This is a genomic window from Streptomyces sp. NBC_00503, assembly GCF_036346895.1.
GTDB lineage: Bacteria > Actinomycetota > Actinomycetes > Streptomycetales > Streptomycetaceae > Streptomyces.
In genome coordinates this window covers 2,789,365-2,814,218 of record NZ_CP107855.1, presented here as the reverse complement: position 1 = coordinate 2,814,218, position 24,854 = coordinate 2,789,365, and the positions used below count along the sequence as shown (strand labels likewise).

The window sequence follows — 24,854 nt, the reverse complement described above, 5'->3', positions numbered from 1 at the left end:
GCCGGGAGGAATGGCGTGGTGACGAGTACGGATCCGTTGGCTTTCGACCTGATCACGATGGGGCGCATCGGGGTGGATCTCTACCCGCTGAAGACGGGCGTACCGCTCGGGGAGGCGGACACCTTCGGGAAGTTCCTGGGCGGTTCCCCGACCAACGTCGCCGTCGCGGCGGCCCGGCTGGGGCGGCGGACGGCGGTGATCACGCGGACCGGCGCGGACCCCTTCGGGGCGTATCTGCGGTCGGAGCTGCGCGGGTTCGGGGTGGACGACCGCTGGGCCGGCGAGGTCGCGCGGTACCCGACCCCCGTCACCTTCTGCGAGATCTTCCCGCCCGACCACTTCCCGCTGTACTTCTACCGCTACCCGAAGGCACCGGACTTGGAGATCCGCGCGGAGGAGGTGGACCTCGACGCCGTCCGGGCCGCGCGGGTGTTCTGGATGACGGGTACGGGGCTCAGCGCCGAGCCGAGCCGGTCGGCGACCCTGGGCGCGCTGGAGGCACGGGCGAAGGCCGGGGTCACCGTCTTCGACCTGGACTGGCGCCCGATGCTGTGGCCCTCGGGGGGCGGGCCGGAATCCGGGGACGCGGCCGGCCCCGCACCCGGGGACCCGAGCGGGCCCGCACCCGGGGACCCCGGACCCGCCGAGTGGTACCGCCGGGCCCTGGCCTTCGCGACGGTGGCGGTCGGCAACGCCGAGGAGTGCGCGATCGCCACCGGCGAGACCGAGCCGCACGCGGCGGCCCGCGCCCTGCTCGCGGCCGGGGTCGAGCTGGCGGTGGTCAAACGGGGCCCCGAAGGAGTCCTGGCCGTCCACCGGGACGGGACGGTGGCGGAGCTCCCGCCGGTCCCGGTGAATGTGGTCAACGGGCTGGGCGCGGGGGACGCGTTCGGCGGCGCCCTGTGCCACGGACTGCTCGCGGGATGGGAGCTGGAGCGGGTGATCCGCTTCGCGAACGCGGCCGGGGCGATCGTGGCCTCGCGCCTCGCCTGTTCCACGGCGATGCCGTTCGCGCAGGAAGTGGAGGAGGTGCTGGGCCGTGCCGGTGGTGTCTGAGCGGGTCATGGAGTGGACGAGGCTGCTCGTGCTCGACCTCGCGCCGGGGGAGGAGTACGCGCACGAGTGCGGGGACGCGGAATGGATCGTGCTCCCGCTGTCCGGCGGCTGCGAGGTCCGCTGCGAGGCCTGCTGCGAGGAGTCCGTCCCGCACCCTGTCCCGCATCTCTTCGAACTGCACGGCCGGCGCGGGGTCTTCGAAGCGGTCACCGACTTCGCCTACCTACCCCGCGACGGGCGCGCCGGGATCGCGTCCGCCGCCGGCGGGCGGTTCGCGCTCGTCGGGGCGCGCTGCGAGCGAGCTCTCCCCGCACGGTACGGGCCCGCCCGGGAGGTTCCCGTGGAACTGCGCGGGGCCGGTCAGTGCTCGCGGCAGGTCAACAACTTCGCCGCCGCCGACTCCTTCGACTGCGACCGGCTCATCGCCGTCGAGGTGCTCACCCCCGGCGGGAACTGGTCCTCGTACCCGCCCCACAAGCACGACGAGCACCGGCCCGGCGAGGAATCCCGCCTGGAGGAGATCTACTGGTTCGAGATCCGGGACCACGAGGGCACGCCCGGCCTCGGCTACCAGCGTGTCAGCCCGTCCCCCGCCGGGAAGACCGACATCCTCACCGAAGTGAGGACCGGGGACGCCGTGCTCATCCCGGACGGCTGGCACGGGCCCTCCATCGCCGCGCCCGGCCATGACATGTACTACCTCAATGTCATGGCGGGACCCGGCGCCACCGGCGCGCCCCGCCAGTGGTTGATCAGCGACCACCCCGATCACGGCTGGATCCGCTCCACCTGGACCGCTCAGGAAGTCGACCCCCGGCTGCCCTTCTACCGCGCGGAGGACCCCGTATGACGCCGACGACCGGGACCGGAGGGCACGTCCGGCTCACCGTCGCGCAGGCCCTCGTCCGGTTCCTCGGCAGCCAGTACACCGAGCGCGACGGGCGGCGCAGCCGGCTGATCGCGGCCACCTGGGGGATCTTCGGCCACGGGAACGTCGCCGGGATCGGGCAGGCGCTGCTGGAGAGCGGCCCCGAGGCCATGCCGTTCCTCCAGGGCCGCAACGAGCAGGCCATGGTGCACGCCGCCGTCGGCTGGGCCCGGCAGAGCGGGCGGCTCTCCGCGCACGCCGTCACCACCTCCATCGGGCCCGGGGCGACCAACCTCGTCACCGGGGCGGCCCTGGCCACCATCAACCGGATCCCGGTCCTCCTGCTGCCCGGGGACACCTTCGCCACCCGCCCCGCCGACCCCGTGCTCCAGCAGCTCGAAGTCCCGTACGCGGGTGACATCTCGGTCAACGACACCCTGCGGCCCGTCTCCCGCTATTTCGACCGCGTCACCCGCCCCGAAGCCCTGATCCCCGCGGTCCTCCAGGCGGTCCGGGTGCTGACCGACCCGGTGCGGACCGGCGCCGTCACCCTGGCCCTGCCGCAGGACGTGCAGGCAGAGGCGTACGACTGGCCGGAGGAGTTCTTCGCCGAGCGGGTGTGGTCCGTGCGCCGCCCCCGCCCCGACCGCTCCGAGCTCGCGCACGCGGCCGAGGCGGTACGGGGCTGCGCGCGCCCGCTGATCATCGCCGGCGGCGGGATCCGGCACAGCGGGGCCGAGGCGGCCCTGGCGGAGTTCGCCGAGGCCACCGGGATCCCGGTGGCCTCCACCCAGGCGGGCAAGGGGGCGCTGCCCTGGGACCACCCCGCCGACGTGGGCGGGATCGGGCACACCGGCACGGCGACCGCCGACACGCTGGCCCGCGGGGCCGATCTGGTGATCGCCGCCGGGACCCGGCTCACGGACTTCACCACCGCCTCCTCGACCCTCTTCCGCGAGCCCGGCGTCCGGTTCCTCGGGCTCAACCTCGATCCGTACGACGCCCACAAATACGCCGCCCGCCCCTTGGTCTGCGATGCGCGGGTGGGCCTGGAAGACCTCCGGGACGCGCTTTCGGGGTACCGCGTGGACCCCGGGTACGTGTCGGCGTACAAAGAGAAGAAGAGGGAATGGGAGCTGCTGGTCGACCGGGCCTGCGCGGCTCCCGACGAGGACGCCCTCCCCACGCAGGCCCAGGTGCTCGGGCTGCTCGACGGGCTCGTGGACGACACCGACATCCTCATCAACGCCGCCGGCTCGCTCCCCGGGGACCTGCACAAGCTGTGGCGGACCCGGTCCCGGGACCAGTACCACGTGGAGTACGGCTACTCCTGCATGGGCTACGAGATTCCGGCCGCGATCGGGGTGGCGCTGGCCGCCCCCGGCCGCCCCGTGTGGGCGCTGGTCGGCGACGGGACGTACCTGATGAACCCCACCGAAATGGTCACCGCCGTGCAGGAGGGAATCCCCGTCAAGGTCGTCGTCCTCGACAACCACGGCTACGCCTCGATCGGAGGGCTGTCGGCGGCGGTGGGCGGCGAGGGCTTCGGGACGGCGTACCGCTTCCGGGCACTGGACGGTTCGTACACCGGGGACCCCCTTCCGGTGGACCTCGCGGCCAACGCGGCCTCCCTCGGGATGGTCGTCATCTGTGCCCGGACCGTCCGTGACCTGCGGAAAGCCCTCGCCGAGGCGCGGGCTTCGGACCGTCCCACATGTGTCTACGTGCAGACCCGAACACCCGACACTGTGTCGGGCCCACCCCCGGCACAGGCATGGTGGGATGTTCCTGTGGCCGAGACCGCGACCCGTGCGGAAGCGGCCCAGGCCCGTGAAGAGTACGACCGGCAAGCCGCGCAGCGACGTCGCCATCTGTGAAGGAGCAAGGCATGAAGACCGTCAACCACTGGATCGGTGGCAAGACCGTCGAGGGCGCGTCGGGCAACTACGGCCCGGTCACCGACCCCGCCACCGGCGAGGTCACCACCCAGGTCGCCCTCGCGTCCGCCGCCGAGGTCGACGCGGCCGTACAGGTCGCCAAGGAAGCGTTCCTGTCCTGGGGCCAGTCCTCCCTGGCCGCCCGCACCAAGGTGCTGTTCGCCTACCGCGCCCTGCTGGACGCCAACCGCGACGCGATCGCCGAGCTGATCGTCGCCGAGCACGGCAAGGTCCACTCGGACGCGCTGGGCGAGGTCGCCCGCGGCCTGGAGATCGTCGAGCTGGCCTGCGGGATCACCGTGCAGCTCAAGGGCGAGCTGTCCACGTCCGTATCCAGCCGCGTGGACGTCTCCTCGATCCGCCAGCCGATCGGCGTGGTCGCGGGCATCACCCCGTTCAACTTCCCGGCGATGGTGCCGATGTGGATGTTCCCGCTGGCCGTGGCCTGCGGCAACACCTTCATCCTGAAGCCGAGCGAGAAGGACCCCTCGGCCTCCACCCTGCTGGCCCAGCTCGCCAGCCAGGCCGGTCTGCCGGCGGGCGTGCTCAACGTGGTCCACGGTGACAAGGTCGCCGTCGACGCGCTCCTCGCGCACCCCGACATCGCGGCCGTGTCCTTCGTGGGCTCGACCCCGATCGCCCGCCACATCCACACCACCGCCTCCGCCAACGGCAAGCGCGTCCAGGCCCTGGGCGGTGCCAAGAACCACATGCTGGTGCTGCCGGACGCCGACCTGGACGCGGCCGCCGACGCGGCGGTCTCGGCCGCCTACGGCTCGGCCGGCGAGCGCTGCATGGCCATCTCCGCGGTCGTGGCCGTCGGCTCCATCGCCGACACCCTCGTCGACAAGATCCGCGAGCGCGCCGAGAAGATCAAGATCGGTCCCGGCAACGACCCGACCTCCGAGATGGGCCCGCTGATCACCGCAGCCCACCGCGACAAGGTCGCCTCCTACGTGACGGGCGCCGCCGCCCAGGGCGCGGACGTGGTCCTGGACGGCACCGGCTACACCGTCGAGGGCAACGAGAACGGCCACTGGATCGGCCTCTCGCTGCTGGACAACGTCAAGACCGACTCCGACGCCTACCGCGACGAGATCTTCGGCCCGGTGCTGTGCGTGCTGCGCGTCGAGACCTACGAGGAGGGCGTGGCGCTCATGAACGCCTCGCCGTTCGGCAACGGCACGGCGATCTTCACCCGCGACGGCGGCGCCGCCCGCCGCTTCCAGCTGGAGATCGAGGCCGGCATGGTCGGCGTCAACGTCCCGATCCCGGTGCCGGTGGGCTACCACTCCTTCGGCGGCTGGAAGGACTCCCTCTTCGGGGACCACCACATCTACGGCAACGACGGCATCCACTTCTACACCCGGGGCAAGGTCGTCACGACCCGCTGGCCCGACCCGTCGGACGCCCCGGCAGGCGTGGACCTCGGGTTCCCGCGCAACCACTGACCGGTTGCACGTTTCGTAGGACCGCTCGCCCCGTAGGACCGCTCGCCGTAGGACCGCTCGCCCCCCGCAACCCTCACCGCGGGGGGCGAGCCCGTTCCCGGCCGCGGTCAGAGCAGGGACCAGACGTCCGTCTCCGCCGTCGCGGACCAGACCGCGTCGCCGTGGCCGTAGCCCGGGACGAGGGTGAAGCCGACGCGCCCGTTGCCGCCCGCGCGGATCAGTGCCGCGCCGCGCGAGTGGTCCCCGCGGCCCAGTTCGGTGTTGATCCACACCACTTCGGCGCCGATCCGGTCCCAGTCGATCGCGTACGTCTTCCCGTCGCCCGCCCACAGCGCCGCAAGATCCCGCATCAGGGCGGTCGGGATCAGCCCGCTGCCCAGGCAGGCCGTGGCCGCGTGCCAGGTGGCGAGCGGGGTGCGGGTCAGGGTGAAACGGTCCTCGGCCGGGGTCCCGCCGAAGGTGTAGGAGCCCGCGCTGTGGCCCTGGGCGTAGATCCAGTTCGCGGGGCCGGGCAGTGCCGAGGTGCGGATCAGCGCGAAGTGGGCGAGCCCGGCGTTGGTGAAGCGCAGCGCGGGATCCGGCGGCCAGGGGACCGGGGAGGGGGCCGCCGGGTCGGTGACGGCCCGCGCGACCAGCGCCGCCAGCCCCGGGTCCGTGGCGTACGTGCCCTGCGCGAGCTGGGCCTCGTACGCGTCCCGGAGCTGGGCCGCCCGCTCGGCCGGGTCACCGGTGTACGGGCCGGTCGTGTCCAGGGCCACCACCCGGGTCAGCCGCGGCGAGGGGTCGTGCGAGGCCGCGTCCAGCGCGAGGGCGGCCCCGGCGGAGTGCCCGGCGTACTGGTACGGCAGCCCGAGTACGCCGTCCAGCGCCGCCACGACCACGGCCAGGTCCCGGCGGTGCGCCGCGAGCCCCCAGTCGGCGGTGACCTCGGCCGCCGTGGCGGAGTCCTCGCGCGGGGTGACGCCGACGACCAGCAGGCCCCGGCGGAGCAGGTGGTGGGCGAGGCCGGAGTCCGGGGAGGCCGCCGTGCGCGGCGTGAGGAACTCGGCGGCGAAGTTCAGGCCGCCGCCCGGCAGGAGGTACGCGATCCCGTGCGGCGGCTGCTGCGGGTCCGCGAGCACGTCCACCGTGACCGGAGCGGGGCCGCCGTCCTCGATGGGGAGGGTCAGCCGGATCCAGCCGTCGCCCGGCAGGTACGCGGCGGTCCCGGTGCCCAGCGTCCGCTCGATGCGGGTCAGCAGCCCGATCCCGTGGGCGGTGGGATCCGGCCCCGCCGGCCCGTCCGCGGACGCCTCCCCGCGAACCGGCCGGCCGGGCCCTTCCTCGCCGTGCTGTCGTTCCATCGGTGGCGCCTCCCCCTGGCGGTGATGGCTGAATGCCATCGCCTGGGGACACCCTTACCGGTCAGAGGGCTCCAGCCAAGTCCGGGACGGATTCCGGCCGTTCGGACCCGGACCGACGGCGCCGGCGCAGCACCCGCAGGGTGATGGCCGCGCCCGCCAGCACCAGGACGAGGCCCAGGGCGGGCCACGGAACGGCGAGGAAGTCCGTAGCGGATTCGGACACCAGGTCGGGGTAGGCCGAGGCGCCGGCCGCGATGTGGACGGTGACCCAGTCCGACTGCGGGGCGTCGGCCCACTCCTCGGTCAGTTCGATCCGCTGGCCCGGCAGCAGCACCAGCTTCAGCTCACGGGCCGGCCGGTCCAGGACGGTGCGGCCGAAGAGGCCCTCCGCGGAGACCGTCACCTTCGGCTCGACGACCACGTTGCCCCGGTTGACCAGCGAGTACGTGATCTTCGCGTGGGCGTCCTCGACCCAGGGCAGCAGCGGCGCCGCCCGGCTCACCTTCACGTCCTCCACGCTCAACCCGGGGGTCACCGGCCCCGGGACCCGGAAGTAGAGCCGGGCTCCGACCTGGCGCTTCACCCCGACCTTGACCTGGCCGTCCTGCTGGACGCCCTCCACGGCCGTGTTGAGGGCGACGATCCCGCCCACGTGGTCACCCGGGGTCGCGTCCGCCGGGACCTTCACCGAGAACGGGACGTCCTTGCGGCCCTTGGCCGGCACGGTGACCGTGCCCTTCGTCTCGGGAGGCAGCGCTATCCAGGTGCCGACGTCCTTGGGCTTGGTCTCCACCGGCAGCAGCGCGAAGCCGCCGCCCACCGGGGTGTTCACGGCGTCGGTGGCGAAGATCTGGAACGTCATCTCCTTGTCGGAGGAGTTCACGATCGTCGCGCTGTCCTCGACGGTGGCGCCGGCCGCGCCCTGGTGGAAGAAGTACGCGCGGTCGGTCATCGCGGCGCCGGCGGGAGGGGTCGGGAAGACCCCCCAGGTGCCGTTGTCCGCGGCGGTCGCGGTGGCCGCGGTGAGCAGGCCCGTACCCAGGAGCAGGAGCGTGACGAGCAGACCGTGGAGCAGGGTGCGGGTGCGGGTGCGCATGGGCGGTTCTCCAGTCGGCGCGGACGGGGGCGGGGAGCGCGGAAGGGTGGTGCGGCGCCGGAGCGCCGCACCACCCGGGTTGGAGCGGGGCCGTACGGGTCAGGCGATGGAGAAGGTGACGACCGACTCGTAGCTGTCCGCGAACATGAACGGCGGGAGCTGGATCATTCCGGCACCGCCGACCTCGAACTCGCCACCGGTCAGGTTGTCCCCGCCCGCGGCCTGCGAGGCGATCTTCATCGGGGTGTCGGAGATCGCACCGGGCGTACCTGCGGAGCAGGTGCTCGGGCTGTCCGCGTTGGTCACCTTGCAGGTCGGCTGGATGCCGATCTGCGCCTTGGCCATGGAGTGGCCGGTGACCTCGTTCAGGAACGGCGTACGGGTCGCCGAGACGTCCCAGCCGAGGGTCCCGCCGCGGAAGTCCTGGACGGCCATCGCGGTGAACTGACCCACGACGGACTGGGACTTGCCGTTGATGGTGACCTTGCCGAAGCTGACGGCCGGGTTGCCGGCCTGCGGGCCGATGGCCAGCGGGCCGGGCAGCACCTCGACGTCGACCGGGTTCTTCACACCGGGCTGGTCGACGACGAAGACGAAGTCCTTGTACGGGGTGATCGAACCGTCGATCTTGATCTGGTCGGCGGCCTTGGTGACGGTGATGTTGCAGGTCGCGACGCCGGCCGCGGTGGCCGTGCCGGCACCGGTGTCACCGGTGGCGACGCCCGCCTTGAGCGCGGAGCAGGTGACCGCGCCGGCCGGGAAGTTGGCGCCCGTGACGGTGACCGCGGTGCCGGCCTTGCCGCTGTTGGGCGTCAGCTTGGTGGTGATCGGGTCCTTGGGCAGGGCCTCCACGGCCACCGAGCCCAGGGAGGCGCTCGGGCGCGGTGCCGGCGTGCAGGTGGTGGTGAAGACCGAGCCTGAGAGGTCCGCGTCGACCACCGACAGGTCCAGCGCGACGTCGACCGTGGTGCCCTCGGTGCCGTCCGGGATCTTGATGGTCCCGGAGAACGCCTTGGGGTCGAGCGGCTGCCCGGCCACGACGCTGACCGTCTCCGGCGGGCTGGTGACCACCTGGGTGGTGGCCCCGACCTTGAGGGTGACCTTGGAGGTGTTCACCGTCGTGACGGAGAAGCCGGGGAGCAGGGGGCTGGCGCCCGGGTCGATGGTGATCGGGACGACATCGCCGGCCTTGGCACCGTCGGGCAGGGTGATCGTGTAGTTCTGGTTGCCGGAACCGTCCGCCTGAGGTGCCGGGGCGTCACAGTTCTCGAAGACGGGGGTGGTCTTCGTCGCGGCCTGCGCGGAGCCTGCCAGGCCCACCACGCCGCCCGTCAGGGCCAGGGACAAAGCGCCCGCCCCGGCCAGAACTCTTCGTCGGAACGTTGTACTCACTGGGTCGCGACTCCTTCGTCATACGAACCCTCCCCCCACCCGCTGTGTGGGGGAGGTCGAGCCGGTGCGGTGGCCGACATTGACGCGTCGCGGGATTGAGAAGTCAATGACTTGCTTTCGCCCGAAGCACACAGAAATTGATGTGCCATCAGGCCGGGTGGCGGACCGGCCGGGATACCGACCGGACGGTGAGCTGGGCGGGTGGGGCGGATGGGGCTGCCGGACGCGCCCGCTCCGCTCCTGAGCTGGGCCTCGGCGCAGGCGGGACCAGCGCCCTCGGCCCGCCCCGGCGGCTCCCCGCCGGGGCGGGCGGGGGCGCCGCCGGCGGGTGTCCCCGTACGGGCTACTCGGCGGCCGGGAGGTGCAGCAGCAGGTTCGGCGTCCCGACCGGCAGGCCCGTGATCCGGGCCGGCACGGCGCTGCGCCGAAGGGTTTCGGCCACCTGCGCGGGCGTCTTGCGCGGGCCCCCGGCCGCGAGGCCCTCCGCGAGCACCAGCGCGGCGACGCCCGCCGCGTGCGGGGCCGCCATGGAGGTGCCGGAGGCGCGGGCGAGGGCCGTCGCGGAGCCCTTCCACGCCGAGACGACGGCTACGCCCGGGGCGGAGAGGTCCACGCAGCGCCCGTAGTTCGAGAAGGTCGCCCGCCGGTCCTCGGCGTCGGTCGCGCCCACGGTGACCGCCTGCGGGACGCCGGCCGGGGAGCCGGTGCAGGCGTCCTCGGCGGAGTTCCCGGCCGCCACGGTGAAGGTGATCCCGGACGCGATCGCCCGCGTCACGGCCCGGTTCAGGGCGTAGCTGTAGCCGCCGCCCAGGCTCATGTTGGCCACGGCCGGGACGCCCGGCGACTTCAGGGAGTCCCGCACCATCCAGTCGATGCCGCCGGTGATGGCCGACAAGGTCGCCTCCCCGCGGCAGTCGGCCACCTTCACGGCGACGAGCGAGACCCCCTTCGCGACCCCGTACGTGGCCCCGCCGACGGTCCCCGCGACGTGCGTGCCGTGGCCGTTGCAGTCGGTGGCGGCCTCCGTGAACACCGCGTTGGCGCCCCAGCGGGCGCGGCCGCCGAACTCCTGGTGCAGGGTGTTGATCCCGGTGTCCACGATGTACGCGGTGACCCCCTCCGCCTTCGTCGGGTACGTGTACGAGTCGTCGAGCGGGAGCCCGGTCTGGTCGAGCCGGTCCAGGGACCAGGGCGCGGGCGCCTGTACGAGGGGCTGGACCTCGGCGTCGTTCGTCCGGAAGACCGCGTCGGGCTCCACGGACGCCACCCGGGGATCGGCGGCGAGTTCGGCGGCGCGGGCCGCGGTGGTGCGGACGGCGAAGCCGTTCAGCGCGGTGTCGAAGACCGTCCCGACCCGGCCGCCGGAGGCCTCGGCCTCGGCGGCGAGGGCGCGGGTGGCGGCGACGGCGGAGACGCGGGAGGTGCTGTCCTTGAGGACGACCACGTAGGGGGCGGTGGGGGGTTCGGCGTCGGCGGCGGCCGCTGAGGCGGCGCGGGGCGCCACGGCGGTGGCCGCCGCCAACAGGGCGGCGGCCGGGAGCAGCGCGGAGAGTGGGCTCATGCGGCCGATGCTCGGCGAGGCACGCTCCGGCCGCGCGGAGGGTGCGCCGACTGGCCCCACGACACGCCGCCGCGGGGGCTAGTGCTGTGACCGGAAAGGTTCACCGGGTCGCGGCGCCCGGCACGGCACCTCGCCGCGTTGTCGGACCGCGGCGGTACGTCCAGTACGAGCCGCGGTCCTCCGCCTTGCGATGCACCGCACCGGACGCCGCGACCCGGCAAACCTTTCCGGCCACAGCACTAGGGGCCGTCGTCAGACGTCCCTTCCGGATCTTGCCGGGCCCGCGCCGCCCGGCGAGATCCGCAAGAGACGGCTCAGACCGGGGTGATGGGCCAGCCGCGCATGGCGAAGACGCCTTCGTCGAGGGCGCCGGCCGCTTCGTAGGTGGCCAGCGCGGCCTCGTTGTCGGTGTCGACGCCCACCCACATGCCGTAACAGCCGCGCGCCTTGGCCTCGGCGGCGAGTGCCTGCGTCAGGGCGCGGCCGATGCCGCGCCGCCGGTAGCCCTCGTCCACGGAGAGTTCGTACAGGCACATCTCGGTGCCCTTGTCGGGGTGGCTCATCTCGATGCCGGAGACCATTCCGGCGGGTACGCCGTCCACGTAGGCGATGAGCATCAAGTGCCCGGGAGCGGCGAGGAACCGCTCGGACCAGTCCGGGCGGACGGGCCCGTCGAAGAGGGGTTCCGCGGCTTGGAGTTCGGCGGGGGTGCGGGCGGCTCGGATGTCCATGGCGGCGACGATAACGGCCCGGTGTCCGGGGGGCCGCGGGATTTCGCTACGGCGTGGCGCGTGGCGCGGCGCGCGGGGCACATGGCGCGCGGGGCGTGGCCGGGGCGCGTGGCGTGTGGCGCGCGGGCGGGGGTGCGGCCCGGGGCGCGGCGACGCCGTGGAGTCGGCGGTAGCCCTGCCCGATGGGCGCGGCGGCGGCCGGGTGCACGCGCCCGGCCGGGTTCACGCCTCGGCGGCCCGGTTCATGCGCCCGGCCCGGGTCAGGTGGCGGTCGGGTCCGCCGTGCGCAGGGCGAGGGCGGCGGCGAAGCCGGGAGGGGCGGGGAGATCCGCCAGGATCCAGCCGGGGAACGGTGCCGGGGTGGCGGCGGAGCCGACGTAGGGCTCGACCAGGCCCAGTGCCACGCCCGTCCCGGTGGCCTTGAGGCAGGCCTCCTTGCGGGACCACACGCGGGCCAGCGCCTGCGGCCGGTCCGGCTCGGCGAGGGCCGTGAGCTCGGCGGTCTCCGCCGGGTGCAGGTTGTCCAGTACGGCTTCCACCGCCGCCGCGCCCGGAACGGCCTCCACGTCCACGCCGACGGGTACCCGCGCGAAGGCGAGGTAGGCCATGTCGTCGCTGTGCGAGAGGGAGAAGTGCGGGACGCTGCCGCCTTCGTGGCGCCCGTCGGCGGCGACGGCGGGCCGGCCGTGCGGGCCGCCGCAGCAGGGGCACTCCTCGCGGATGAACGCGACCTCGGCCGGAGCCAGCCCCAGGTGGGCGCCGAGCAGCACCCGCAGTCCCAGGTGCGAGGCCACGTACCCGTGGCGGGCGTCCGCCTTCAGGAACTGCTCGGCGCGATCGCGCTCGGCCGCGTCCAGCAGCGGCAGCGCCTCGTCGACACGGAGCCCGCCGACCACGTCCAGGGTGGTGTCCAGGGACCACACCGAAGGCAGCACCCCGACGCGCGGCACGTCGGCGCCGAGCCGGTTCACGCCCAGGTCGTCCGCATGCGTGGTCACCGCGAAAGCCTAACCGCACGCGGTGTGAAGGAAATCTGGGCGTGCGGATCAGCGGGCGTGGCTCGTCGCCGGGTGGACCGGGGCGCCGTCGTGCGTCTTCGCGCCGGGGGACGGGGTGCCGTCGGTCCAGGCGTAGACGTTCTTTCCGCGCACCGCGACCTGGTACTGGTAGTAGTCACGGCATTCGGGGCGCGCCTCGGCCCGGATGTCGCCCGGCCACCACTTGGCCGCCAGCGCCGTCCGCGCGTTCTTCTTCGGCTTGCCCGCCGAGCACTGCGGACCGTCGAGCGGGGTCGCGCCCAGCGTGAACCGGATCAGCCGGGCCCCGCCGTCGGTCCGCGCCTTTATTCGGACATCGGTGGCGTCCTTCGGTATCCAGCCGGGCAGTACCCACGCCGGCTTCCCGCGCGTGGGTGCGTCGGCGGCCGTCGCGAACCGCTTGCCCTTCTCCTTGAACACGTGGTCGTTGATCGTGTCGGTCAGGGGGTTGTTCGGCAGGTTGGGGAGGGCGATGGCGGCGGTGGCGAGGACTCCGACGGTTGCGGCGGCGATGACGAGAGGACGGCGGCTCATGTCTACGAGTATTCGTGGCCCGATCCGTAACCCGCGTCCCTCTCGAGGACGAACCGGATCTCTGCCGAAAGAGTGACACCGACTCATACCTGAGTCCCGGTCCTGTCCTTGGACAGGAGGCCGCGGAGCCGGAGCCAGAGGCTTACGTCGTCGCTACGAGGCTCTGGGTAAAGTGCGCTGACCTGCACGAAAACCCTCCCTGGAGGGAGGGTTCGGGACGGGACGCGGGAAGTGCCCCCGGCAGGACTCGAACCTGCGGCCAAGTGCTTAGAAGGCACCTGCTCTATCCACTGAGCTACGGGGGCCGGAAGGTGGCCGTGGTGGCCTGGAGCCCCGGGGTGGGGGTGGGACTGTGGTCCGTGCCGGGTCAAGGATAGGGCTCCGGTTGCCTTGTCCCGGTTGCTTCACCCGCGTGCCACGTTGTGTAGGTTCGGTGAAGCGGTCCCGATAATCGCAGGCAGGTGCGATTCTCGCATCGCTTTTGCGCCGTGGCGCCCTGGGTGTTGTGCACTCGTTATGCCTGCGCCCCACTCGTCCGCACTGTCCAGGATGTCCCAGTGGAGTAGCGCTCGGCGCGCAGAGGACGTATAAGCTTCAAAAATGGTCCCAAATTGGGCATTCTTCGCATGTGGTGACCTTGGATGTTCGGCCTCAGCTGCTCGATGCCCTGTCCGCCCTGCGCGACCGGGTCGCGTCCGTGCGTCTGCCGCTGCCCCTGCCCGGCGCTCCGCGCGCCCGCCAGACCAGAGCCGAGCTGCTCGCGCAGCTCGACGACTACCTCGTACCCCGGCTGAAGGCGCCCGAGGCGCCGCTGCTCGCCGTCGTCGGCGGGTCCACCGGAGCCGGTAAGTCCACCCTCGTCAACTCCCTCGTGGGGCGCAAGGTGAGTGAAGCCGGAGTCCTCCGGCCCACGACCCGGACCCCCGTGCTCGTCTGCCATCCGGATGACCATCACTGGTTCGCCGGGATGCGGGTGCTCCCCGACCTGATGCGGGTCTGGGATCCGCAGGCCGACGAGGACTCCCTTCCGGCCATCCGGAAGACCCCCCACCGTCCGGGCGACAGGCACGCGAACGCCGCCCGGGAAGTCCGCATCGAGACCGTCTCCACCCTGCCCCGCGGTCTCGCCATCCTCGACGCCCCCGACATCGACTCCCTCGTCGTCGACAACCGGACGCTCGCCGCCCAACTCATCTGCGCCGCCGACGTCTGGGTCATGGTCACCACTGCCTCGCGCTACGCCGACGCCGTGCCCTGGCACCTCCTGCGCACCGCCAAGCAGTACAAGGCCACCCTGGTCACCGTCCTCGACCGGGTCCCGCACCAGGTGCTCACCGAGGTCTCCCGGCAGTACGGGGCCCTGCTCACGCGGGCCGGGCTGGGCGACGTACCGCGGTTCACGGTGCCCGAACTGCCAGAATCGGCCGGCGGGGGCGGGCTCCTGCCCGCCAGCGCCGTCGCGCCGCTGTTCGCGTGGCTCGCCCACCACGCGCAGGATCCGGCCGCCCGCCAGTACGCCGTCGGGCGCACCGCGCTCGGCGCGCTCGACTCCCTCGGGCGCCGGATGCCCGAGCTCGCCTCGGCCGTCGCGGCCCAGCACGCCGCCTCCGTGCGGCTGACCTCCGCGGTCGAGGACGCGTACAAGAGGGAGGGCAAGCGGGTCCGGGGCCGCCTCGACCGGGGCGCCGTACTCGCCGGGGACGCGCTGACCCGCTGGCGCGGCTACCCGCTCGACACCAGCGCCGACGAACTCCTCGACTCGCTCGCGGAATCCCTCGCCGCACTCCTCCAGTGCGCCGTCGCCGCCGCCGACGAGCGGATCGCCGACGCCTGGAGGCGCGAGCCCGCGGCCGGCGCCGTGGCCCTGCCGGCCCCCGACCGCGAGGCGGCGGAACGTATCGGCATGTCCGTACGGCGCTGGCGGCGCGTGCTGGAGGAACTCGCCGAGGAGGAGGTCGCGCGGCTCGACAAGCAGCCCGCACCCGACCCCGACGGGATCGCCGCCCTCCTGGTCGCCGCCCTCCTCGGCGGCAAGCGGGCCCGCCCGGCGGGGGAGAAGCTCGCCGAACGGATCGGCGTACAGGCCGCCGTACGCCTGCGCGACCGGGGCGGCGAACTGGTCGCAGAACACCTCGACGAGGTGCTGCGCGCCGAACGCGACCGCCGCCTCGCCCCGATCGAGGCGCTCGAAGTCAGTCCCGAACCCCAGGCCGAGCTGATCGCCGCACTGTCCGTACTGCAGAAGGAGAGGTGACGCGGTGACCGCCTTGACCGACCGGACCGACGACCGCTGGGACGACGGGCTCATCGCGCGCTCGCGCCCCCGGGTCGCCGACGACGACTGGCCCGCGACCGGGGACGACGAGGGCGACGAAGCACTCGTACGGGCGGTCTCCGGCGCAGGCAGCGACGGCGGCAAGGCCCCCGCGCCCCCGCTCAGCCCCGAAGCGCAGGCCCTGCGCGTCCGCCTCGACGCACTGCGCCAGCTCATCGGACTCTCGCGGACCCGGATCCTCGACGGCAAGACCCTCACCGAGGCCGGACGGGTGCTGGACGAGGCGGCGGCGCGGCGCGGGCTGTCGGCGCAGCACACCGTCGTCGCCATCGCCGGGGCCACCGGAAGCGGCAAGTCGACCCTCTTCAATTCACTCGCCGGAGTGCAGATCTCCGAGACCGGGCTGCGCCGGCCCACCACCGCCGCACCCATCGCGTGCAGCTGGTCGGACGGCGCAGCCGGCCTGCTGGACCGCCTCGAGATCCCCGGGAGGCTGCGCCGCCGCCCCCGCGAGACCTCGGAGGCCGAGGTGCTGCGCGGCATGGTCCTCGTCGACCTCCCCGACCTGGACTCGGCGGTCGGCGCGCACCGCGACCACGTGGACCGGGTCCTGGCCCTGGTCGACGCGGTGGTGTGGGTGGTGGACCCGGAGAAGTACGCGGACGCGGTGCTGCACGAGCGGTACCTGCGCCCGCTGGCCGGTCACGCCGAGGTGACCTTCGTCGTGCTGAACCAGGTGGACCGGCTGCCCGGCGAATCCGCCGACCTCGTACTGGACGACCTGCGCAGGCTCCTCGACGACGACGGGATCGCCCTCGGCGAGCACGGCGAGCCCGGGGCCACCGTCATCGGGCTCTCCGCCCTTACGGGTGAAGGCGTCGGGGAGCTGCGGGAGATGCTCGGGCAGTTCACCCAGGAGAAGGGCGCCGCGACCCGGCGGATCTCGGCCGACGTCGACCGGGCGGCGGCGCGCCTGCGGCCCCTCTACATCGCCGACGGCCACACCGGGCCGGAGATCGGGGAGACGGCGCGCGCCGAGTTCGAGGACCGCCTCGCCGAGGCGGTCGGGGCCTACGCGGCCGGCCTCGCCGCCGAGCGGGCCTGGCGGCGCAATGCCGGAAGGGCGTGCGGGACCCCGTGGCTGCGGCTGTGGCGGTGGTACGAGAACCGGCGCGCCCCGCGCTCGCTGGTCGGCCTCGCCGCCCTGGCGGCGATCGGCCGCTCACCGGCGGCCCCCGAGGTGCCGGCCGAGGAGGAGGTGACGGCCCGCCAGCGGGTGGAACAGGCCGTGCGGACCGTCGCCGACGAGGCGATCCGAGGCCTGCCCGACCCCTGGGCGCAGGCCGTACGGGAGACAGCGGTCCGCGGCGCCGAAGGGCTCCCGGAGGCGCTGGACGAGATCGCGGTGACCCTCGGCGCAGCTGTCGCGGTGCCCGGCGCCAAGCCGCCGCGGCCCTCGTGGTGGCCGGCGGCGGTGCTCGCGCAGGCGGCCATGACCCTGCTCCAGATCTACGGCGGGCTCTGGCTGGTCGGGCAGATCGCCGGGGTCCTGGAACCGCGGCTGATGCCGCCGGTGCTGCTGATGGTGGCGGGCATCATCGGAGGCCCGCTGGTGGAGTGGGCCTGCTCGATCGGGGCCCGGGGCCCGGCCAGACGGTACGGGCAGGACGCGGAACGCCGGCTGCGGCAGGCGGCGGCCGGCTGCGGGCGGGCCCGGGTGCTGGAGCCGGTGGCGGCGGAGCTGCTGCGCTACCGGGAGGTGCGGGAGCAGTACGCGACGGTGGCGAGGTTTTCCACAGCCCGTCAGTAATCCACAGGCCCCAGCGGGTTCCGGCGGACCGGGCCAGCATGGTCGTACCTCGTGCGGATGGTCCGGGCGGGTACGGAATGCGGATCGGGGCGGCGCGTTGCCGAGCGCGCGGCCGCGATCCCGGGAGGACGGCCGGGATGAACGACACCCAGGTGACGCTGGTGGGCTACGTGGCCACCCAGATCGACTACAAGGAGACGACGAGCGGTCCGGCGGCCCGGTTCCGCTTCGCCGTCACCCCGAGGTACTACGACCGGAAGAAAGAGGCCTGGGCGGACGCTCCCACCAGCTTCTACACGGTCTGGGCCCGGCGCGCCCTCGCCGTGAACCTCGCCGGATCCGTTTCCGTGGGGGAGCCGCTGGTGGTCCACGGGCGGCTGAGGGTGCGCGACGCACCACCCGACGCGGAGGGGAACAGGTGGATCTCCGCGGAGATCGACGCGACCGCCATCGGGCACGACCTGAACCGGGGAACGGCCGCCTTCCGGCGGGTGGTCAGGACGGACACACCGCTGATGGGTACTCAGAAGGCGGCGGTGGTCTGAGTGTTCGAGGCGGCTAGGATTCCCCGGTACTCACGGGCGCCTGGGCCTTCGGCCCGAAGGGGAAGACTGTGTCGATTGCCGTTCCCGCATCCTCCGTTCCTGCTGCTGCTCACGCCGAAGCTCCGGATTCCGTTTCGGATGACGATCGGACTCCTGCCGTTCTTCCGGCTCCTGGTCGGGCTCCCGGTCCGGCTCGCGTCCCGGCCGGCGCGGCCAGACGGGGCTCCGCGCGGCTGCCCATCGCGGTGGCGCTGCTCGCCGCGGCGCTCACCACGGCGCCGGGCGCACGCGCGGCCGCCGACACCGGCCCGCTCCCACCCCGGGCGCCGGAGGGCGCGAGCGCCGTGCTGGACGGGCTGAAGACCTACGGGCAGGCCGTCCTGCGCGGAGCGGACGGCTCCGTGCGGCAGATCCCGGCCGGACTGTACGAGATGCGGGTCGACGGCGGTGGAATGCTCCAGACGTACGGAGTCGGCATCGCGGGCAACGCGCAGCCCCAGGCCCGGTACGCGGAGAGCGGCTGGAACGGCACCCCCCTGGCCGGAAACGGCGAGGGCGGCCGGGTCCGCTGGGTCCTGGAGCACTCCTACCCCCAGCTGAACGATCTCGCCGGGCTGGCCAAGGCGGCCGGAGCCTCCGGGCTGACCGCAGAGAGCGCCGCGGCCGGGACCCAGGTGGCCATCTGGCGGCTGGCCGACGGCGTGCGGGTCGAGGCGGCGGATCCGCAGGCGCAGAAGCTGGCCGACTACCTCCAGCGGGAGGCGGGCCGGCTGCCGGAGCCCCCGGCCTCGCTGGGGCTGGACCCCGGCGAGGTGTCGGGACCGGCGGGCAGCCGGATCGGGCCCGTCACCGTGCGGACGGGCGCGCAGAGCGTGAGCGTGACCCCGGACGCGGCGGCCGTGGCCATGGGGGTGCGGGTGCTGGACGCCGAGGGACGGCAGGTCGACACCGCCACCAACGGAACGAAGCTGTTCTTCGAGGTGCCGGCGGGGACGCCGGACGGCACCGCCTCGGTCACCGTCCACGGGTCCACGCGGGTTCCGGTGGGGCGGGTCTTCACCAGCGGGGTGCCCGCACAGGCCCAGATCGTGGCCGGCTCCAGCGAGTCCGCCCTCGGGGCCACGGCCACGGCGAAGTGGCCGCGGCCCACGGCGGTCCAGCAGGCCGACGCGAAGGACGCGGCCGCCTCGGGCGCGACGGTGTCGACGCTGGGCACGATGTCCGTCCCCGCCTCGGCGGGCTCGGTGGAAACCTCGGAGGAGCGGCTGGCCACGAGCGGCAGCTCGACGGCCACCCCGGTCATCGCGTCCCTGGCGGTCGGCCTGGTGGTCCTCGGCGGCCTCGTCGTCCTGCTGCTGCGCAAGCGCCCGCTGGAAGAGGGTCCCGGCGCGGACCGGGGGACGGGCGGGCAGTAGGCGCTGCGGCCGGAGCTCCGGTCGCTCGCGACAGCGAACGCGGGTGCGCCCGAGCGTCCTCGTGCGAGGCCGAGATCCGGACGTGTGCGTGGTTTGTCCGGTGTATCGGCGCCCGTAACCGGACGAATTCAATCCACTTCAATTGAAGTGGATCATGCGGTTCTTCGTGGCTAAGGTGAACCGGCAAACGTGATCATTTCAATGTTGAGGTGCTGCTCGTGAAGTTGTCCCGGATAGCCGCGTCGGTCGTCACGGCGGCCATCGCCCCGGCCGTTCTGTTCGCCTCGCCGGCCTTCGCCGCCGACTCGGCGAACCCCGCGACCCCGGCACCCGCGTCCGCCCCGGACGGGGCCCCGGCCGGTGCCGCGGTGGTGAAGGCCGACGGCGGCGGGCAGCAGGCCGAGGACGACCGGGTGGCCATCCTGCGCCTGATGGCGGCGACGCCCGCGGGCTCGGAGTTCCGCAAGGCGGGCAGCAAGGCCATCGACGGCGGCCCGGCGGCGATGCGTGCCTTCCTGGAGACAGGCCAGTACGTCGCCCGGGACCAGGACAACCGGGTGCTGATCGGGCAGATCATGGACCAGGCCATGAGGAACTCCGAGGTCAGTGCCGGCGTGGTCGAGGCGGGCGGCGCCGCCCTCAGGGGCTCGGCGGCCGACCGCGAGGCCTTCCTGAAGACGGGCCAGTACGAGGCCCGGGACGACGACAACCGCGTCTGGATCTCGCGGATCATCCACAAGGCCCAGGCGGGTACCGGCGTCAACCGCGGCGTGATCGAGGCGGCGAAGGCGGCCCTCCAGGGCTCGGCGGCGGACCGCGAGGCCTTCCTGAAGACCGGCCGTTTCAAGGCCCGCGCCTCCGACATCCGGGTCGAGCTGGCCCGCATGGAGGGCACGGCGGGCCCGATCCTCGCCAAGGCGATCGACCAGATCTTCAACACCAGCCCGACCCTGGCCGAGCTGGAGCAGTTCCTCGCGGTGACCCAGTTCGAGCTGCGGGACGAGGACAACCGCCTCGCCATCACGAAGATCATCAGTGTCGGTGGTCCCGAGGTCCAGAAGGCCGGCAAGGCCGCCCTCAAGGGCACTCCCGCCGACCGCGAGGCCTTCCTGAAGACCGGACAGGCCGAGGCCCGCGCGAAGGACGAGAAGGCCGCCGGAGCCAAGCCGGACGCCGGCAGCGGCGCCGGCACCGGGACCGGGACGGGCACCGGCACCCCGGGGGTCGTCGTGGCCGACGCCAAAAAGGGCTCCGGCACCAGCACCACGGGCAACGCCAACACGAATCCGACAGGCTCCACCGGAACCAAGGTGCTCGCCGCCACCGGCACCGACCCGCTGTGGGTGTCCACCGGAGCGGGCGCCGCGCTGGTCGCGGGCGCGGGCTTCGTCTTCGCCGCCCGCACCCGCCGCCAGGGCCCCAAGGCCTGACCCGGACCGGGCGCCGCCCCCGCGGTGGCGCCCGGCCCTCAGCCGCCCGCGGCCGGCCCGTCCGCGCCCCGGCCGCCCAGCTCCATCGCGTCGGCGCCCCGGCCGCCTGCGCCCGGGACGTCCAGGTCACTCGCGCCGACGCCCCGGCCGCCCGCGCCCCGGCCGTCCAGGCCGCGGCCGTCCCTATCGGGTGCGTCCGCGCCGTCCCGTGCGTCCACGCCGAGGTCCACGCGCATCGCGGCCCGCATGCGCTCCCAGCGCGCCCCGAGCCCGAGCAGCTCGGCGTGGATCTCCTCGAACGAGCCGTTCGCGACGGGATCGCCCTGCCCGAGCCGAACCGTCCGGTGGTACGTCCCGGAGAGCGCCTCCGTCAGCAGGTCCAGCTCCGCGAGCACCTCCGAGGACGCGACCATCTGCGCCTCGGCGAACGCCACGTGGTGCGTGCTGCGGGCCTCCTCCAGGACCGTGCGCTCCTCCGGGGTGGCCCGCGCCCCGCGGGCGAGCCACAGGAACGACATGAGGGCGATCCGGTACCTCCGGTACGCGGCATTGGCCGCCGTGTAGCAGTCGCGCCTGCGGGCCTGCTCCGCCAGCTCCCGTTCCCGCAGCCACCGCGTCTGCGCCACCCGCTGCTCGCGCTCGAACTGCGCCGCCTGCACGCCCGCCACCATCCGCTGCGACAGCACGGTCGCCAGCAGCGTCCCGGCCACGCCGACCACCGCGGCTCCCAGCGCGATCAGCCCGTTGTCCACGGCTCCACCGCTCCCCCCGCCCCGGCCGCGACCCCCCGGCCGCCGCCTGTTCCGCGCCATCCTGCCGTGGCGCGGGGCCGCGGGACAGCCGTACCCGCCCACCAGGCCGGGCGCGGGTCCCGCAGTCCTCCACGCGCTTTCCCTCGCGGAACATCCACAGCCCGGAGCGGGCCCCGTGCGACCGCACGCGGCCCCCACGGGCAAAGCGATTCCCCGGAGGCGACCGCCCCTCCCGGTGGTGCCCAGGTCAGGGCGCCGGGACCATACGGGTTTCCCCCGGGGGATGGACGTCAGGCAAGATGGGGTGTATCTGCCCACCCATCGATCTGCCGGACGGTTTCTCTTGGCTGAGTTCATCTACACCATGCGCAAGACGCGCAAGGCGCACGGCGACAAGGTGATTCTTGATGACGTCACCCTGAACTTCCTGCCCGGCGCGAAGATCGGTGTGGTCGGCCCCAACGGCGCCGGTAAGTCCACCGTCCTCAAGATCATGGCGGGGCTGGAGCAGCCGTCCAACGGCGAGGCGTACCTGTCTCCCGGCTTCACCGTCGGCATCCTCATGCAGGAGCCCAAGCTCGACGAGGCCAAGACGGTCCTGGAGAACGTCCAGGACGGCGCGGCCGACATCATGGCGAAGCTGAAGCGCTTCAACGAGGTCGCCGAGGAAATGGCGACCGACTACACCGACGCGCTGCTGGACGAGATGGGCAAGCTCCAGGAGGTCCTGGACCACGCCAACGCCTGGGACCTCGACGCCCAGCTCGAGCAGGCCATGGACGCCCTGGGCTGCCCGCCCGGCGACTGGCCCGTCACCAACCTCTCCGGTGGCGAGAAGCGCCGCGTCGCGCTCTGCAAGCTGCTGATCGAGGCCCCGGACCTGCTCCTCCTCGACGAGCCCACCAACCACCTCGACGCCGAGTCGGTGAACTGGCTGGAGCAGCACCTTTCGCAGTACAAGGGTGCCGTCGTGGCCGTCACCCACGACCGTTACTTCCTGAACAACGTCGCCGAGTGGATCCTCGAGCTCGACCGCGGCCGCGCCCACCCGTACGAGGGCAACTACTCCACCTACCTGGAGAAGAAGGCCACCCGTCTCAAGGTCGAGGGCCGCAAGGACGAGAAGCGCCAGAAGCGCCTCAAGGAAGAGCTCGAGTGGGTGCGGTCCAACGCCAAGGGGCGTCAGACCAAGTCCAAGGCCCGCCTCGCCCGCTACGAGGAGATGGCCGCCGAGGCGGACAAGATGCGCAAGCTGGACTTCGAGGAGATCCAGATCCCGCCGGGCCCGCGTCTGGGCTCGATCGTGGTCGAGGTCAACAACCTCTCCAAGGCGTTCGGTGACAAGGTCCTGGTCGACGACCTGTCCTTCACGCTGCCGCGCAACGGCATCGTCGGCATCATCGGCCCGAACGGCGCCGGCAAGACCACGCTCTTCAAGATGCTCCTGGGCCTGGAGGAGCCGGACTCCGGCTCCGTCAAGGTCGGCGAGACCGTGAAGATCTCGTACGTCGACCAGAGCCGCGCCAACATCGACCCCAAGAAGTCCCTGTGGGCCGTCGTGTCGGACGAGCTGGACTACATCAACGTCGGCCAGGTCGAGATGCCGTCCCGCGCGTACGTCAGCGCCTTCGGCTTCAAGGGTCCGGACCAGCAGAAGGCCGCCGGCATCCTCTCCGGTGGTGAGCGCAACCGCCTCAACCTGGCGCTGACGCTCAAGGAGGGCGGCAACCTGCTGCTCCTCGACGAGCCCACCAACGACCTCGACGTCGAGACCCTGTCCTCGCTCGAGAACGCGCTCCTCGAATTCCCCGGTGCGGCCGTGGTCATCTCCCACGACCGCTGGTTCCTGGACCGGGTCGCCACGCACATCCTGGCGTACGAGGGCGAGTCCAAGTGGTACTGGTTCGAGGGCAACTTCGAGTCGTACGAGAAGAACAAGGTCGAGCGGCTCGGTGCGGACGCGACCCGTCCGCACCGCGCCACCTACAAGAAGCTCACCCGAGGCTGAGGGCTGAGGTCGAGGGCCATGGCCAGACACCACTACCGCTGCCCCCTGCGCTGGGCGGACATGGATGCCTTCGGGCACGTCAACAACGTCGTCTTCCTCCGCTATCTGGAGGAGGCGCGGATCGACTTCATGTTCCGCCTCGCGCCGGGGGAGGGCAGTGAGTCCTTCACGGGCGGTTCCGTCGTGGCCCGCCACGAGATCGACTACAAGCTGCCCCTCGTGCACCGTCACGAGCCGGTCCTCATCGAGTCCTGGGTGACCCGGATAGGCGCCGCGTCCCTGACCATCCGCTACGAGGTCAAGGACGAGGCGACCGAGGACGCGCCCGAGACGGTCTACGTGCGCGCCGAGACCGTGGTCGTGCCGTACAACCTCGCCGAGGGGCGGCCCCGCCGCATCACGGCCGAGGAGAAGCTCTTCCTCCAGGAGTACCTGGACGAGCCGAAGGCGCAGCCGAAGACCGGCGCCGCCGGCGTCGAGGGCATCGCGGCATGAACGAGCAGCTGCACTTCGCCGACTCCGGGGAGGCGGCGGACCTCGCCGCCTTCCTGGGCCGGCTGGTGCACTACGACCGCGCCGCCGCCGTCCGCCTGCAGGCGCAGGCCGGCGGCGGCGCGCTCGCCGTCTTCGGGCGGCCGCCGTCCTTCGACGTGCTGGCCATCCGTACGGTGCGCCTCGCCGTGCCCGTGGGGACGCCGCTGGACGTCACCGTGTCGGCCGGCGAGCTGCTGGAGTCGGTCGACGAGACCTCCGGCGGAGCCCTCGTGCCCGCGGCCGTCACCGGACCGCCCTGGGCCGGGGTGCTCCCGCCCCGCGGCGGCTGGGCCCCGGTCGCCGGGCTGCCGGGACCCGAGGCGATCCGCGGGGCCCTGGCCGCCTCCGTCGCCGAATTCCGGGCCCGTGACGAGGCCCTGCCCCCGCAGCACCGGACCCGGTCCGAGCGCGACCGCATCGGCCGCGAGATCTGGTCCCGCACCCTGGGGGACACCGAACTTCCGCTGCGCGCCGTCCACGCCGCGCAGTCCCTGGGCTTCCTGCGGCCGGTACGGTCCACCGTGCCCGCCGGACCCACCCCGCCCGGAGCCCCCGAAACGGTGGCGCTGTTCGCGTCCGGGGGCTGGCTGCGGCTGCGCACCCCGTACGGGTCGATCGCCACGCGCCGCCCCGGCGGCCTCGGCGCACTGCTGGTGCGTCCGGTCTAACCCGCGGTGTTGACCATGGATGCGGCGGCGTACGTCAGGTAGCGCCACAGCTGCGCCTCGTACTCCGGGGCGAGGGCGAGCTCGTCCACCGCCACCCGCATGTGCTTGAGCCACGCGTCGTGCGCCGCCGCATCCACCTGGAACGGTGCGTGCCGCATGCGCAGGCGCGGGTGGCCGCGGTTCTCGCTGTAGGTGTTCGGGCCGCCCCAGTACTGCATCAGGAAGAGCGCGAACCGGTCCTCGGCGGGGCCCAGGTCCCCCTCCGGGTACATCGGCCGCAGCAGCGGGTCCTCGGCCACCCCCTGGTAGAAGCGGTGCACCAGGCGGCGGAAGGTGTCCTCGCCGCCCACCAGCTCGTAGAAAGTCTGCTCCTGGACCGTACCCCGCGGAATCTCGTTCACCCGACCATCG

The 24,854-nt window shown here is 73.1% G+C and carries 21 protein-coding genes and 1 tRNA gene; 12 read left to right on the top strand and 10 right to left on the bottom strand.

What is annotated here, in order from left to right:
* The first annotated feature begins 57 nt into the window (after positions 1-57).
* The 4 genes from iolC to OG490_RS13105 are packed head-to-tail and all read left to right on the top strand — an operon-like array spanning position 58 to position 5,312.
* On the top strand, positions 58-1,056 hold the full coding sequence (gene iolC, locus OG490_RS13120; protein ID WP_330300905.1) for a 5-dehydro-2-deoxygluconokinase: 999 nt from the start codon (positions 58-60) through the stop codon (positions 1,054-1,056).
* 7 nt (positions 1,057-1,063) lie between these two features.
* Positions 1,064-1,906 carry a 5-deoxy-glucuronate isomerase gene (gene iolB, locus OG490_RS13115; protein ID WP_330300904.1) on the top strand — a complete coding sequence of 281 codons (843 nt, stop codon included), beginning with the start codon at positions 1,064-1,066 and terminating at the stop codon, positions 1,904-1,906.
* Positions 1,903-3,801 carry a 3D-(3,5/4)-trihydroxycyclohexane-1,2-dione acylhydrolase (decyclizing) gene (gene iolD, locus OG490_RS13110; RefSeq protein WP_330296466.1) on the top strand — a complete coding sequence of 633 codons (1,899 nt, stop codon included), beginning with the start codon at positions 1,903-1,905 and terminating at the stop codon, positions 3,799-3,801. The genes iolB and iolD overlap by 4 nt, the downstream gene beginning before the upstream one ends.
* 11 nt (positions 3,802-3,812) lie before the next feature.
* Positions 3,813-5,312 carry a CoA-acylating methylmalonate-semialdehyde dehydrogenase gene (locus OG490_RS13105; RefSeq protein WP_330296465.1) on the top strand — a complete coding sequence of 500 codons (1,500 nt, stop codon included), beginning with the start codon at positions 3,813-3,815 and terminating at the stop codon, positions 5,310-5,312.
* Positions 5,313-5,419: 107 nt separating this feature from the next.
* Here OG490_RS13105 and OG490_RS13100 read toward each other — a convergent pair whose 3' ends face one another.
* The 8 genes from OG490_RS13100 to OG490_RS13065 all read right to left on the bottom strand — a co-directional run bounded on the left by OG490_RS13100 (position 5,420) and on the right by OG490_RS13065 (position 13,311).
* Positions 5,420-6,655, bottom strand: a complete 1,236-nt coding sequence (locus tag OG490_RS13100; RefSeq protein WP_330296464.1) for a hypothetical protein — start codon at positions 6,653-6,655, stop codon at positions 5,420-5,422.
* Between the two features lie 61 nt (positions 6,656-6,716).
* Positions 6,717-7,751 (bottom strand): WxL protein peptidoglycan domain-containing protein, encoded by a 1,035-nt coding sequence (locus tag OG490_RS13095; RefSeq protein WP_330296463.1) that lies wholly within the window; start codon positions 7,749-7,751, stop codon positions 6,717-6,719.
* A gap of 99 nt (positions 7,752-7,850) precedes the next feature.
* Positions 7,851-9,143 (bottom strand): hypothetical protein, encoded by a 1,293-nt coding sequence (locus tag OG490_RS13090; RefSeq protein ID WP_330296462.1) that lies wholly within the window; start codon positions 9,141-9,143, stop codon positions 7,851-7,853.
* Between the two features lie 343 nt (positions 9,144-9,486).
* Positions 9,487-10,704, bottom strand: coding sequence for a S8 family peptidase (locus tag OG490_RS13085; protein WP_330296461.1), 1,218 nt, complete (start codon positions 10,702-10,704; stop codon positions 9,487-9,489).
* Between the two features lie 314 nt (positions 10,705-11,018).
* Complete coding sequence (locus OG490_RS13080) at positions 11,019-11,435, bottom strand: GNAT family N-acetyltransferase (RefSeq protein WP_330296460.1); 417 nt, start codon at positions 11,433-11,435, stop codon at positions 11,019-11,021.
* Positions 11,436-11,695: 260 nt separating this feature from the next.
* Positions 11,696-12,433 carry a 4'-phosphopantetheinyl transferase family protein gene (locus tag OG490_RS13075; protein ID WP_330296459.1) on the bottom strand — a complete coding sequence of 246 codons (738 nt, stop codon included), beginning with the start codon at positions 12,431-12,433 and terminating at the stop codon, positions 11,696-11,698.
* Between the two features lie 48 nt (positions 12,434-12,481).
* On the bottom strand, positions 12,482-13,006 hold the full coding sequence (locus OG490_RS13070) for a hypothetical protein (protein WP_330296458.1): 525 nt from the start codon (positions 13,004-13,006) through the stop codon (positions 12,482-12,484).
* 232 nt (positions 13,007-13,238) lie between these two features.
* A tRNA-Arg gene (locus tag OG490_RS13065) sits at positions 13,239-13,311 on the bottom strand.
* A gap of 332 nt (positions 13,312-13,643) precedes the next feature.
* Here OG490_RS13065 and OG490_RS13060 point away from each other — a divergent pair.
* From OG490_RS13060 to OG490_RS13040, 5 genes are all read left to right on the top strand, one after another.
* Positions 13,644-15,260: a dynamin family protein gene (locus tag OG490_RS13060; RefSeq protein WP_443065802.1), complete on the top strand. Its 1,617-nt coding sequence runs from the start codon at positions 13,644-13,646 to the stop codon at positions 15,258-15,260.
* 4 nt (positions 15,261-15,264) lie between these two features.
* Complete coding sequence (locus tag OG490_RS13055; RefSeq protein ID WP_330296456.1) at positions 15,265-17,091, top strand: GTPase; 1,827 nt, start codon at positions 15,265-15,267, stop codon at positions 17,089-17,091.
* Positions 17,092-17,228: 137 nt separating this feature from the next.
* Positions 17,229-17,636, top strand: coding sequence for a single-stranded DNA-binding protein (locus tag OG490_RS13050; protein WP_330296455.1), 408 nt, complete (start codon positions 17,229-17,231; stop codon positions 17,634-17,636).
* A 245-nt stretch (positions 17,637-17,881) separates the two neighbouring features.
* Positions 17,882-19,051, top strand: coding sequence for a thioester domain-containing protein (locus tag OG490_RS13045; protein WP_330296454.1), 1,170 nt, complete (start codon positions 17,882-17,884; stop codon positions 19,049-19,051).
* A gap of 218 nt (positions 19,052-19,269) precedes the next feature.
* Entirely contained in the window at positions 19,270-20,481 is a 1,212-nt protein-coding gene (locus tag OG490_RS13040; protein ID WP_330296453.1) for an ALF repeat-containing protein, read from the top strand.
* 38 nt (positions 20,482-20,519) lie between these two features.
* On the opposite strand, the gene OG490_RS13035 is transcribed toward OG490_RS13040, so the two are convergent.
* Positions 20,520-21,233, bottom strand: a complete 714-nt coding sequence (locus OG490_RS13035) for a hypothetical protein (RefSeq protein ID WP_330296452.1) — start codon at positions 21,231-21,233, stop codon at positions 20,520-20,522.
* Between the two features lie 343 nt (positions 21,234-21,576).
* Here OG490_RS13035 and ettA point away from each other — a divergent pair, with 343 nt between their 5' ends.
* From ettA to OG490_RS13020, 3 genes are read left to right on the top strand one after another with little or no spacing between them, the layout of a single operon-like run.
* On the top strand, positions 21,577-23,241 hold the full coding sequence (gene ettA, locus OG490_RS13030; protein ID WP_330296451.1) for an energy-dependent translational throttle protein EttA: 1,665 nt from the start codon (positions 21,577-21,579) through the stop codon (positions 23,239-23,241).
* An 18-nt stretch (positions 23,242-23,259) separates the two neighbouring features.
* On the top strand, positions 23,260-23,736 hold the full coding sequence (locus OG490_RS13025; RefSeq protein ID WP_330296450.1) for an acyl-CoA thioesterase: 477 nt from the start codon (positions 23,260-23,262) through the stop codon (positions 23,734-23,736).
* On the top strand, positions 23,733-24,443 hold the full coding sequence (locus OG490_RS13020) for a hypothetical protein (RefSeq protein WP_330296449.1): 711 nt from the start codon (positions 23,733-23,735) through the stop codon (positions 24,441-24,443). The genes OG490_RS13025 and OG490_RS13020 overlap by 4 nt, the downstream gene beginning before the upstream one ends.
* Here OG490_RS13020 and OG490_RS13015 read toward each other — a convergent pair.
* Complete coding sequence (locus tag OG490_RS13015; RefSeq protein ID WP_330296448.1) at positions 24,440-24,844, bottom strand: globin; 405 nt, start codon at positions 24,842-24,844, stop codon at positions 24,440-24,442. The two genes, OG490_RS13020 and OG490_RS13015, sit on opposite strands and share 4 nt — an antisense overlap.
* Positions 24,845-24,854 lie beyond the last annotated feature (10 nt).